Below are 11,901 nucleotides of genomic sequence, written 5' to 3' on the forward strand. Positions count from 1 at the left end.
GATGCTGGACGTGAACGGACTGACCCTCCACTACGGTCAAAGCCAGATCCTGAACGGGATCGACCTTTCCGCCGAGCAGGGCCGCGTGACCTGCATCATGGGCACCAACGGGGTCGGCAAGACCTCGCTCCTGAAGGCGATCTCGGGGACGCACCCGCGCTCTGGTGGCACCATGGCCCTGGATGGTGAGGACCTGGGCCGCCTGCCGGCACATATGCTGGCGCAGAAGGGCATCGGCTACGTGCCGCAGGGGCGCATGATCTTCCCGCTGCTGACGGTGCAGGAGAACATGGAAACCGCCTATGCCTGCCTGCCCCGGTCGGAGCATTTCATCCCCGACGAGATCTACGAGCTCTTCCCGATCCTGAAGGAATTCCTGCACCGGCGCGGCGGCGACCTTTCGGGCGGGCAGCAGCAACAGCTGGCCATCGCCCGGGCGATGCTGACCAAGCCCAAGCTGCTGCTGCTGGACGAACCGACCGAAGGCATTCAGCCCAACATCATCCAGCAGATCGGCCGGGTCATCGAATACCTGCGCGACCGCGGCGACATGGCGATCATCCTGGTGGAGCAGTATTTCGAATTCGCCTACGGGCTGGCGGACAAGTTCTATGTCCTGCGCCGGGGCTCCGTCACCGCCTCCGGCACCAAGGAGGAACTGACCAAGCAGGAACTCATGGCCGAGGTTTCCGTCTGAGACCGGGCAGGGGGGCGCTGCCCCCCGCCGCTCCTGCGGAGCGACTCCCCCCGGAGTATTTCCGGCGGATTGAAGCAGGGGGGACGGCGCCCGGCCAGGTGACCGACTTTCGCAAGACAGAGCGTGCACCCTCTCCCTTTCGAACGTCCGCCGCCCGGAAAGGCACCGCCCCCATGCCTTCAACCCGCCGAAAATACTCCCGCCGGAGGCCATCGCCCGTCAGGGCGATCCACGCTCGGGGGTTCAGACCTCCATCCAGATGGTGATCGGCCCGTCGTTGGTCAGGCTCACCTGCATGTCCGCCGCGAAGCGCCCGGTTTCCACCCCGATCCCTTCCGCCGCCAGCGCCCGGGCGAAATGTTCGTAGAGCCTGCGGCCATCCTCGGGGGCGGCGGCGGTGGAAAAGCCGGGCCGGTTCCCGCGCGAGGTGTCGGCGGCCAGGGTGAACTGGCTCACCACCAGGGCCTCGCCCCCGGTGTCGCGGATCGAGCGGTTCATCTTGCCCGCCTCGTCCTCGAAGATGCGGATCTTGGCGATCTTGGCCGCCAGCTTCTCCGCGTTGGTTTCTTCGTCGCCCTGCATGGCGCAGACCAGGATCAGCAGCCCCGCGCCGCAGCGCCCGACCAGCTCTTCCCCGACCTCGACCTTCGCGCCCGTGACCCGTTGCAGCAGTGCCCGCATCTGTCGTTTCTCCTTCGTTTGCCGATCCCTAGCGCATTGGCGGCGCCGACACGAGGGGGGCGGGCAGGGGACTGGCAGGGCAGGGGGCGGCGGATGCCGGGGGGCATCGCGGAGCGCCCGAAACCTCTGCTCATTCAAGATGCCGGTAACATCCCTCGCCAATCCTTACCGCATGTTTCAGATGTGAGGAGGACGGTGATGATCGGTGACTGGTATCTTGCGCAGGAACTGAAAGCGGCCCGGGAGGAGCTGGGACGCTGGCAGGCGCTGCATCTGGAAATGGCACTGCGGCTGCGGCGGGGGCGGCGGTCGGGCCTGGTGCTGGGCGCCCGCAAGGCGGGACGCGACAAGAGCGGGCACCACGGCGACAACTGCCGCCTTGGCCGCTGTCTTGCGCTGCTGGCGCAGAAGCGGCCCGGCGATCCCTTCGTGGAGGAGCTGAACTGGGTGCATGACGATTTCCACGCCTATGCCGATGCGGTGCGGGCCATGATCGCCTGCGGCAGGTCGGAGGCCGCGATAGAGGCGCTGACGGGGCTGGAATACGAGGCCCGCCGGGATGCGCTGACCGACAGGATCAGCGAGCTTCTGGGCACGGCTGCCTGATGCGATCCCGACCTGAGGCCCGCCCCGGGCCTTCCCCGGGCCGGGTCATTCCTCCTGCCAGAGCGCGTAGCCGGTGCCCTGGGACATCTGTTCCCGGGCGAGCTCGGCGATGATCGGGCGGGCTTCGTCCAGGGTCATCCCCGGGCGCAGGCGCGGATCGTAGAGCATCGCCAGCATCTTCTCGTCCATCGCGGTGAGGAAGGCGAACTCCCCGTCATCGTTGAAGATCGAGGGCCGCGCCGCGTCGCTGTCGTTGCGCAGGCCCAGGCCCTGGGCGATCTCTTCGTGGAAACAGGCGCGGCGGGTCAGCTCCGGCAGTTCTGCCCGGACCAGGGCGATGGCGGTGTCATAGACCGCCGGGTTGCGCCCGGAGGAGAAGCCCATGACAAGGCAGGGCACCTCGGGCGGCAGGGTGCGCAGGGTGTTGAGCGTGGTGGCGGAGATCTGCGGCACCGCGCGGCGCACGGCCTCCAGCATGGTCTCCCGGTCGTCCGTGCCCATCACCAGCACGCGGAAGTTGGCGCGCCCCTCGGTGGTGGTGATCTGGTGCCCCGTCAGCCGGGCCAGCCGCTGTGCATAGGCCCGCACGAAGGCGCCGTCACGGGCGGCCTCCTCAGGGTCCAGCGCCGGGCCGTATTGCAGCCCGATCCGGACGGGCCGCTGCCAGCGCAGCAGGACGTCGGGGGTGTTCCCGGCAGGTTCCAGCCCCGCCCCGCGCCGGTATTCGCCGTAGAACGCCAGCCTTTCGAAGGTCTGCGCCAGCTGGGCGGCGTCATAGGGGGCATCCGTGGCGTCGCCATCCTCGCGCAGCAGGCCGCGCGCCAGGTCGCTGCTTTGCTCGCGTTCGTAGCGGCGGGTCAGAAGCCGGGCCTGGGCCGAGGCAGGGCCCGGAGCGGCGCTGGCCCGGGGGACCGGGCGCAGGCTCTCGCTTGGGGCGGTGTCGGGGGCGCTGCCGGGCAGCAGGCTGCAGCCCGAAAGCGCCAGCATAAGCACCAGCATTTGGGCCAGCATTTGGGCCAGTACGGGGGAGGGCACGACGGCCGGGCGCCGCATCGCGCGGGGCTGGCGGGCCGGGGCCTTGGCCCCTGCTGGTCGTGGCGCTGTGATCATGCTCGTCCGCTCCCGTGTCCCGTTCAGTCTGTTCAAGGTTGGGGCCTGGGTGAAATCCGGCCCTTCGGAAAGTCGCCCCCAGCCCGGATCGGCTTTCAAGGTCGCCCCGACCGGACGTCTGCGACCCGTTTCTAACCGGGGCCTGCCGCGATATTGGCCCAATGCACTATGCCATCGCGCGCGGGCACAGGCATCGGTGCCGGGCCGTGGCCCGGGTCAACTGCGCGGGGTTTCGCCGGTTCCTCTCCCCGTGCCCCGCTCAGGGGCCCCTTCGGACACCTGCAGATCGGTCAGCCGCTGTTCCAGCGCCTCGGCCATGCGGGCCAGCTCCGCCTCGGCACGGGTGCGGCGCTCCCGCCCGGCGCGGGTCAGGGCCAGGCTCTCCTCTATGGTGGACACCAGGCTCTCGTTGGCTTCGCGCACGGCGTCGATGTCGAAGATGCCGCGCTCCATCTCGGTGCGGATGGCGGCGTTGGACTGCTTCAGCCGGGCGGCATTGCCGCGCAGCATCTCGTTGGTCAGGTCGTTGGCGGCGCGCAGGGCGCCGGCGGCCTCGGCCGCGCGCTGCAGGGTCAGGGCCTGGGCCAGCTGGGTTTCCCACAGCGGCACGGTATTGACCAGCGTGGCGGAAATCCGGCTGACCAGCGCCTTGTTGTTCTCCTGCACCAGCCGGATCGAGGGCAGGGCCTGCATGACCACCTGCCGGGTCAGCCGCAGATCGTGCACCCGGCGTTCCAGGTCGTCGCGCGCAGCGCCGAGGTCGCGCAGCGCCTGGGCCTCCTTCGGGGCGGCGCCCTCCGCATCGGCGGTCCGGGCGGTGTCGAAGGCGGCCTCCAGCGCCGGCAGCTCGCGCGCCGCGATCCGTTTCAGCCGTTCCTGCCCGGCGGTGATGTAAAGCGCCAGCTCGTCATAGTAATCCAGCGTCTTTTCATAAAGCAGGTCCAGCGCGCGGATATCTGTCAGCAGGCGGTGTTCATGGGCCAGCAGGTCATCGGTGATCCGGTCGATCTGGGCCTGTACCTCCTGGTAGCGGGCGGTGAAACGGGCGATGGGGGCGGCACGGCCGGTGACCTTTTCCCACAGGCTGCGGTCCCGGCGCAGGGCGTCGCCCTCGGGGGCAAAGCCGCCGATCACCGTCACCATCTCCCGCAGCTTGTCCCCCGCCGGGCCCAGGTCGCGGTTCTTCACGTCGCGCAGCATGGTGCGGCTGACCTCCTGCAGCTGCACCTGGGCACGGGCGCCGAAGCCCAGGATCGTCGCCGTATCGGCCAGGTCCAGTTCCGCCATGCGGGTCAGGATCTGGTCCGCGTAGTCATCGCTGACCTCGTCGAGAGTGACGCTGGTCTCAGCCGGGGAGGGCTCCGGCAGCTCCAGCGCCGCGACTTCCTCCACCAGCTGGTGGGAGCTTTCTGCCTTGCTGCGGATGGCCTTGTCGAGGGCGGGCCTGTTGCGATTGGTCTCCGACATCTGTCAGCTCTCCTCCTTCTGTTGCGCGGGCCCCTCGGGGCGGGGCTCTCGCGGCCCCTGTTGCTTTCGTGGTTTCCCCGGCTCCCCTGGCCCCTGCGGGGTGGCCCGCTGTTCGGGCGGGTGTGCCGGGGTCGTTGTTCCGGCCTGCAGCCCCTCCCGGGCCAGGCGATCGCGCAGCACGTCGATCTCCACGGTCATATCCAGCGCACGGGTCTGTAACATCTCTTCGGTGGCGCGGCGCAGGCTCTGTGCCAACTCCCGCAGCAGCGCCAGGTAGGCCCCGCGCTGGGAGGGCGCCCCGGGGCCTTTGGTGGGGCCAGTGGTGGGGCCGGTGGCGGGGCCGTAAAGGCGGGAGTAGCTCTCCGTCGCTTCGCGGGTGCCGGACAGGTAGACGCCAAGGTAGCGGCGTGCGGCGGTCAGCTCCGCCGTGGGGGCGCTGTCCTGTTCCAGGGCGCGGATCATGGCACGGGCGGCGGCGGCGACCTCCTCCAGCGCCTGGGTGATCTCCGGGTCGTGGCGGGGGGCGGCGGCGGCCATGGCGGCCAGTTCCGCCTCGGCCCGGCGGGTCAGCCGGGCGCGGCGCAGGCTCTCGAAGGTTTCCGGCTCCGGCGTGGCGGGGGCGCCCGGGGTGCCCTGCGGTGTTGGGGCCTGCGCGCGCATCCGCTGCAGGAGCGTGCGCAGATCCGCGTCGCTGCCAAAGGCCGTGGCATGCAGGGCCAGCGCCACCAGCCCGTAGAGCAGCGCCGCGCCACCTGTGCTGCCATGGGCGGCAGCAGCCAGGGTGGCGCCTGCGCCGCTGGCCAGCGGTGGCACCAGGGCGCGTGCCAGGGGTTTGCCGCCGGGCTGCTGCATCATCCGCGCGCCCCCGGCCCAGCAGGCGGCGCCACCCAGGCCAAGCGCCAGTCCCGCCACCCCCTGGAAGAGCGCGGTCAGCGCCAGAAGGCCCGCCGGCAGGAACAGCAGGTTGATCCGCGCCACCGGCGCCCGGCCATCCGGCTGCGCCCCCGTCCTGGTACCTGACCCGGCATTCGACCCGGCGTCCGATCCGTTCGTCCTGTCCTGCGCGGGTCCGGTCATGGGCTGCCGATCAGCCCGCTTGCTAGCCCCGCCATCAGCAGCCAGAGCAGGGCAAAGGCCAGCCCCCGCAGCGGCGTCGCCCCGATTCCGCGCGGGCGGGTGTTCCGCCTGGATCCGGTATCGCGATCCGCCGCCCCGCCCAGTGCCGCCAACGCCAGGACGGACACCAGCGCCACGGCACCCAGCAGCATGAAGATGATGACAAGCCGGGCCATGGCACCCCTTTTTCCTGCTCTCACGGCGCCGGGCGCCGATCCTGTCCACTCCGGTCCTGTGCAGGATGTAGGGCCCGCACGGGGCCGGGACCAGAGGCAGCCCCGCCACAGGCCCGGAAAAACGACGCGAAGTGACGTCACCTGTACCTGTTCCGAGGCCCGTCGCCTGCTGGGCGGGAAGGCGGCCCGGACGGGGGACAGGAGAGAGGGCAGGCATGGCGGCTCCGGAGATTGAGGCGGGGATCAGGCGAGGATCGGGGCGTGCCGGGCGCGGCCAGGCGGGCTGCCCGGGGTCGTCTTGCAGGTAGGCTTGAGGGCGGGACCCCGGATGCTAGAACGCAAGGCGCCGGCGAGGGAACCCCAGGCCGGCGCTGTCATGCGATTGTCAGGAAACTGTCACGCGGGGCGCCCGCGCGGGGGCAGCACTACCGCTTGCCGCGAGGCGGCTTGCCATCCTTCGTCCCACCCCGGGGCCGATCACCCCCGCGCTCCGGTTTGCCACCAAAGCTCTTGCGCGGACCCCGATCCCCATCACGCTCCGGCCTGCCACCAAAGCTCTTGCGCGGACCCCGGTCGCCGTCACGCTCCGGCTTGCCGCCAAAGCTCTTGCGAGGCCCACGGTTGCCATCACGCTCCGGCCTGCCGCCAAAGCTCTTGCGCGGGCCGCGATCCCCATCACGCTCCGGCCGGTCGCCAAAGCTCTTGCGCGGACCCCGGTCGCCGTCACGCTCCGGCTTGCCGCCAAAGCTCTTGCGCGGGCCACGGTCGCCGTCACGCTCCGGCTTGCCGCCAAAGCTCTTGCGAGGCCCACGATCCCCATCACGCTCCGGCTTGCCGCCAAAACTCTTGCGCGGGCCACGATCCCCATCGCGCTCCGGCTTGCCACCAAAGCTCTTGCGCGGGCCACGATCCCCATCGCGCTCCGGCTTGCCACCAAAGCTCTTGCGCGGACCCCGGTCGCCGTCACGCTCCGGCTTGCCGCCAAAGCTCTTGCGAGGCCCACGGTCGCCATCACGCTCCGGCTTGCCACCAAAGCTCTTGCGCGGGCCACGATCCCCATCGCGCTCCGGCTTGCCACCAAAGCTCTTGCGCGGACCCCGGTCCCCATCACGCTCCGGCCGGTCACCAAAGCTCTTGCGCGGGCCACGGTCGCCACCGCGTGCGGGGCGGTCCCCGTAGCTGTCGCGCGGGGCCTCTGTCGTGGTCTCGCCGGGGCGGAAGTACTGCTTGGACCGGATCGGACCGGCCCCCTTGCCCGGGCCCTTGCCGGACCCGCGCGCATGGGGCTTGCGCCCGCTGCGGATCTCGGTCGTCTCGGGACCGCCTGCGGCCCGGCCGGAGGCCGCCTGGCCCGGCGTGGACCGGCCCGCGGGCGCGCCCTTGCCACGGCGCGGCAGGCGCTGCGGGCGCGGCCCGGCGTCTTCCAGGCCCAGCTGTTCGCGCAGCACGCGCGGGCGCAGTTCCTGCACCTCGCCCGGCTCCAGATCGCCCAGCTGGAAGGGGCCATAGCTGACGCGGATCAGCCGGTTCACCACCAGGCCGATGCTTTCCATCGCGCGACGGATCTCGCGGTTCTTGCCCTCGCGCAGGCCCACGGTCAGCCAGGCGTTGGCGCCCTGCTGGCGGTCCAGCGACACCGACATCGGCTGGAACCGCTCCTGGTCCACCACCACGCCCTCGCGCAGGGGCGTCAGCATGTCCTCGTAGGGTTCGCCCTTCACCCGCACCCGGTACTTGCGCACCCAGCCGGTGTCCGGCAGCTCCAGCTTGCGCTTCAGCTCCCCATCGTTGGTCAGCAGCAGCAACCCTTCGGAGTTGAGGTCGAGCCGCCCGACGCTCATCACCCGGGGCATGTCCTCCGGCATGGTGTCGAAAACCGTCTCGCGGCCCTGTTCGTCCTTCGCCGTGGTCACCAGGCCCGCCGGCTTGTGGTAGAGCCAGACACGCGGCGGCTCCGCCTCGCCCAGGGGCTGGCCATCGACGGTGATCCGGTCGGCGGCGGTGACGTTCAGCGCCGGGCTGTCGATCACCTGGCCGTTGACCGCCACGCGGCCCTCCAGGATCATCTTCTCCGCATCCCGCCGGCTGGCCAGGCCCGCACGCGCCATCACCTTGGCGATCCGGTCGCTGCCCGTCGGGGTCTCCACGGCAACAGAAGGCTTCGCCGGCGCGGCCGATGCAGGGCGGCGCAGACGTTTGGGGGAGGCGGGGCGTTTGGGATCACGGGGACTCATGGCGCCCCTGTAGCGCAGCTTGGGCGCTTGCGGAAGCGGTCATCGCAGGGCAGAGAGAAGCTATGCGTGCCGAACAACCCCCTTTCACCTCCCACATGGACGCCGCCCTGGCCGAGGCGCGGGCGGCGGCCGCGCGTGGCGAAGTGCCGGTGGGCGCGGTGATCGCCGACCCCTCGGGCCGCATCGTGGCCCGGGCGGGCAACCGCACGCGGGAACTGTCGGACCCCACCGCCCATGCGGAGGTCCTGGCCATCCGCGCCGCCTGCGCGGCCGCCGGCTCCGAACGGCTGCCGGGGCATGTGCTCTACGTCACGCTGGAACCCTGTCCCTTCTGCGCCGCCGCGATCTCCGCCGCGCGCATCGCCCGGCTGGTCTACGGCGCGGGCGATCCGAAGTCGGGCGGCGTGGCCCAGGGGCCGCGCATCTTCGCCCACCCCCAGGCCCACCACGTGCCCGAGGTGATCGACGGCATCGCCGCGACCGAAGCGGAAGCGCTGCTGAAGGATTTCTTCGCTGCCCGCCGGGGGTAGGGGGCAGGGGGCTAGGGGGCAGGGGCTCGCGGCAAAAGGGAAGGGGGGCCTTGCCCCCCTCTGTCGCCTGCGGCGCCATTCACCCCCCAGAGTATTTTCGGCGGATTGAACAAGGGGGGGGCGGCGCTCAAGAGGGGGCCGGGGTCTCTCCGACCGGTGTGGCACGCCCGGGCAGCAAAAGGAGGCCGCCTCTCCGGGAACCGTCCTGCCGGTTTCAATCCGCCCCAAATACTCACCTTGGGGCAGGACGGGGCAGCCGGTGCACCGCCTGGCCACGGGAGGACGCCGGAGGCGCGCGGGCTGAGAGCGTTCGCCGCGTTAACCTTCGCCATCCACGGCGTTTCTGCACCGCCGCGATACCGACGCAATACCGACGTGATACCGACGTTGCAAAAAGGGCCCCGAAGCCCTGTTAAACAAGGTTTCGGAGCCCTTTACGCTGCAGCGCAATACCGACGTCGGGTCCGGTGCCGTAGGGCGGGGTTAACCCCGCCTTCGCCCCGCCTGACCCGACCTTTCCGATCAGCCGCGGAAGAAGCCTTCGTAGATCGGTTCCAGCGTGCCCTGCTCGAAGAGCGAGGAGACGGAGGTGCCGTTCCAGATGTTCAGGATCGCCTGGGCGAACATCGGCGCGGTCGGCAGGATGCGGATCTGTTCGCAGGCCTGCACCGGGCCGGTGGCGGCGATGGAGTCGGTGATCACCAGGTTCTTCATGACCGAGTTGGATATCCGCTCGACCGCCGGGCCCGAGAGCACCCCGTGGGAGACATAGGCGTGCACCTCGGTTGCGCCGTTGTCCATCAGCAGCTGGGCGGCCTTGCACAGCGTACCGGCGGTGTCGCACATGTCGTCGACGATGACGCAGATCTTGTCCTTCACGTTGCCGATGACCGTCATCTCGGCCACTTCACCGGGCTTTTCGCGGCGCTTGTCGACGATCGAAAGCGGCGCGTTGATCCGCTTGGCCAGTTCCCGCGCGCGGGCCACGCCGCCCACGTCGGGGGAGACGACCATGATGTCTTCCATCCGGTCCTTGAATTGCTGTTTCAGATCAAGGGCAAAGATGGGCGAGGCATAGAGGTTGTCGACGGGAATGTCGAAGAAGCCCTGGATCTGCGCCGCGTGCAGGTCCATCGTCAGGACCCGTTCGACGCCGGCTTCGACCAGCATGTTGGCGACCAGTTTCGCGCTGATCGGCGTGCGGGCCTTGGTGCGGCGGTCCTGGCGGGCATAGCCGAAGTAGGGGATCACGGCGGTGATGCGGCTGGCCGAGGAGCGGCGCAGCGCATCGGTCATGATCAGCAGTTCCATCAGGTTGTCGTTCGCCGGGTTCGACGTCGACTGGATGACGAACATGTCCTCGCCGCGGACGTTCTCGAAGACCTCGACGAAGATCTCGCCGTCGTTGAAGCGTTCGACGCGGGCGTCGACCAGGCCGACGTTCATGCCGCGATGCATCGACATGCGTCGTGCAATGGCGGTCGCGAGCGGCATGTTGGCATTGCCCGCGATCAGCTTGGGTTCGATGATATTCGGCATGGATGTCTCCGGAGGCAGCAGGCCCGCAAGGGGGTCGGAATGACAGATTCGTGACGTTGTGCACGCCTTAGCACCCCGCTAACGTCTTGCCAAACGAGGAGGGCCGGGGGAACCACCACATGCGCCGCATCATAGACTACTACTTCATGCCGATTTCGCCCTGGACCTACCTGGCGGATGACGGGCTGGAACGGATCGCCGCCGCCCACGGTGCAGAGATCCGCTACAAACCCATTGATTTCTTTAACCTTCTGCCGCGCAGTGGCGGGCTTCCCCTGTCGGAGCGTCCGCCGGCCCGCCAGGAATATCGCCTGCAGGAGCTGCGTCGCGCGAAGGTGAAGACCGGGATGGCGCTCAATATCCATCCCGCGCATTTCCCGACGAATCCCGCCCCCGCCAGCTATGCGATCATCGCCGCCGACCGCGCGGGGGGCGGCGACACCGGTCTGCTGGTGCGGCTTCTGTTGCGCGCCTGCTGGGCCGAGGAGAAGGACATCGCGCAGGACGAGGTCATCCGGGAGGCTCTCTCGGCTGCCGGTTTCGACCCCTCGATCGCCGACAGCGGACTGCTCACCGGGGCGGAGCTCTATATCCGCAACACCGACGAGGCGGTGGCCGCCGGGGTCTTCGGCGCACCCTTCTACGTGGTCGACGGGCAGGAGCGGTTCTGGGGCCAGGACCGGCTGGAAGACCTCGATGCCTATCTCGACGGGCGGCTCTGAGCCATGGCACTGACGGATGCAGGGGGGGCGCCCATCGGGCTGCGCAGCTGGGGCGCTTCGGGGCGCAAGCTGCTGATGATCCACCCGTCGCTGGCCCATTCCGGCGCCTGGGGCGGGGTGGCCGCCGCGCTGGAGGGCGAGGCGCAGATGCGGGCCTTCGACCTGCCGGGCCATGGCGGCAGCGCCGACTGGGACCCGGCCCGAAGTTTCCAGGAACAGGCGCGCGCCATGGCGGAAGCGGTGGTGGAGGACTGGGGCGGCGGCCCGGTGGACCTGCTGGGCCATTCCTTCGGCGCCACCGTGGCGCTGCGGCTGGCCGTCGACCGGCCCGACCTTGTGCGCTCCCTCACCCTCTACGAGCCGGTCTTCTTCACCGCCGCCTTCCGTGCCTTCCCGGAGCTGGAGGCGCGCCATGACAGCGAGCTGGGCGATTATGCCCGGGCCTGGGCCGCGGGGGACCTGGAGGGGGCGACCCGGGCCTTTCTGCGGGTCTGGGGCGATGGCCGTCCCTGGGCGGATCTGCCGCAGGCACAGCGTGAGAGTTTCCGCCGCCGCATCCCCCTGATCCATGCCATCCGGGATACCAACTACGGCGATCCAGCCGGCATGCTGGGGCAGGGGCGGCTGGCCGCGCTGACGGTGCCGGTGATGCTGATGGAAGGCGCCGAAAGCCCGGTCTATGTCCACCGCATCAACGACGCCCTGCGGATCGAGATGCCCCGCGCCCGGCGCGAGGTGCTGCCCGGTGCCGCCCACATGGGCCCGTTGACCCATGCGGCAGAGGTGGCAGCCCTGGTGGCGGATTTCCTGTGGGACGCGGTGCCGCTTGGCCGGGAAATCCCGGGCTGACGCCCCTTTGCGCGGTCCGGTTGCGGCATTGCCGCAGCTTTGCCGTGCAAGCGCTTTCACTTTCCTGATAATCGGCCGCAGGGGGCGGAAAAGCGAAACCCCGCGTTTACTTCAGAAACGCGGGGCAAGCGATTTCACTTCCTTGCGAATTTGGCCGTCCGGCACCCAGTGGCG

At 69.9% G+C, this 11,901-nt stretch carries 12 protein-coding genes; 5 read left to right on the plus strand and 7 right to left on the minus strand.

Annotated features, from left to right (window positions below; genetic code table 11):
- Position 1: 1 nt before the first annotated feature.
- Entirely contained in the window at positions 2-697 is a 696-nt protein-coding gene (gene urtE / locus AC2IR1_RS06710) for an urea ABC transporter ATP-binding subunit UrtE (RefSeq protein ID WP_486475512.1), read from the plus strand.
- Positions 698-940: 243 nt separating this feature from the next.
- Here the strand turns inward: urtE and dtd are convergent, their stop codons facing one another.
- Complete coding sequence (gene dtd / locus AC2IR1_RS06715; protein ID WP_486475513.1) at positions 941-1,378, minus strand: D-aminoacyl-tRNA deacylase; 438 nt, start codon at positions 1,376-1,378, stop codon at positions 941-943.
- A gap of 198 nt (positions 1,379-1,576) precedes the next feature.
- Here dtd and AC2IR1_RS06720 point away from each other — a divergent pair, with 198 nt between their 5' ends.
- Positions 1,577-1,984 (plus strand): hypothetical protein, encoded by a 408-nt coding sequence (locus tag AC2IR1_RS06720; RefSeq protein ID WP_486475514.1) that lies wholly within the window; start codon positions 1,577-1,579, stop codon positions 1,982-1,984.
- Positions 1,985-2,029: 45 nt separating this feature from the next.
- Here AC2IR1_RS06720 and AC2IR1_RS06725 read toward each other — a convergent pair whose 3' ends face one another.
- The 5 genes from AC2IR1_RS06725 to AC2IR1_RS06745 form a co-directional block, all read right to left on the minus strand.
- Positions 2,030-3,094, minus strand: coding sequence for a DUF2927 domain-containing protein (locus AC2IR1_RS06725; RefSeq protein ID WP_486475515.1), 1,065 nt, complete (start codon positions 3,092-3,094; stop codon positions 2,030-2,032).
- Between the two features lie 216 nt (positions 3,095-3,310).
- The gene (locus tag AC2IR1_RS06730; RefSeq protein ID WP_486475516.1) at positions 3,311-4,561 is read right to left on the minus strand and encodes a toxic anion resistance protein; all 1,251 of its coding nucleotides are present in this window, start codon (positions 4,559-4,561) and stop codon (positions 3,311-3,313) included.
- A gap of 3 nt (positions 4,562-4,564) precedes the next feature.
- Positions 4,565-5,638: a 5-bromo-4-chloroindolyl phosphate hydrolysis family protein gene (locus AC2IR1_RS06735; protein ID WP_486475517.1), complete on the minus strand. Its 1,074-nt coding sequence runs from the start codon at positions 5,636-5,638 to the stop codon at positions 4,565-4,567.
- Complete coding sequence (locus AC2IR1_RS06740) at positions 5,635-5,853, minus strand: hypothetical protein (RefSeq protein ID WP_486475518.1); 219 nt, start codon at positions 5,851-5,853, stop codon at positions 5,635-5,637. The genes AC2IR1_RS06735 and AC2IR1_RS06740 overlap by 4 nt, the downstream gene beginning before the upstream one ends.
- A 425-nt stretch (positions 5,854-6,278) precedes the next feature.
- Positions 6,279-8,000, minus strand: a complete 1,722-nt coding sequence (locus AC2IR1_RS06745) for a pseudouridine synthase (RefSeq protein WP_486475519.1) — start codon at positions 7,998-8,000, stop codon at positions 6,279-6,281.
- A gap of 149 nt (positions 8,001-8,149) precedes the next feature.
- Between AC2IR1_RS06745 and AC2IR1_RS06750 the strand changes: the two genes are divergently transcribed.
- On the plus strand, positions 8,150-8,617 hold the full coding sequence (locus AC2IR1_RS06750) for a nucleoside deaminase (protein WP_486475520.1): 468 nt from the start codon (positions 8,150-8,152) through the stop codon (positions 8,615-8,617).
- A 522-nt stretch (positions 8,618-9,139) separates the two neighbouring features.
- On the opposite strand, the gene AC2IR1_RS06755 is transcribed toward AC2IR1_RS06750, so the two are convergent.
- Complete coding sequence (locus AC2IR1_RS06755; RefSeq protein WP_486475521.1) at positions 9,140-10,156, minus strand: ribose-phosphate pyrophosphokinase; 1,017 nt, start codon at positions 10,154-10,156, stop codon at positions 9,140-9,142.
- Positions 10,157-10,275: 119 nt separating this feature from the next.
- Here AC2IR1_RS06755 and AC2IR1_RS06760 point away from each other — a divergent pair, with 119 nt between their 5' ends.
- Entirely contained in the window at positions 10,276-10,878 is a 603-nt protein-coding gene (locus tag AC2IR1_RS06760) for a DsbA family protein (RefSeq protein WP_486475522.1), read from the plus strand.
- Positions 10,879-10,881: 3 nt separating this feature from the next.
- Complete coding sequence (locus tag AC2IR1_RS06765; RefSeq protein ID WP_486475523.1) at positions 10,882-11,727, plus strand: alpha/beta fold hydrolase; 846 nt, start codon at positions 10,882-10,884, stop codon at positions 11,725-11,727.
- The last annotated feature ends 174 nt before the right edge of the window (positions 11,728-11,901 follow it).

The sequence above is a fragment of the Pseudooceanicola sp. NS-SX8 genome, from assembly GCF_057380755.1.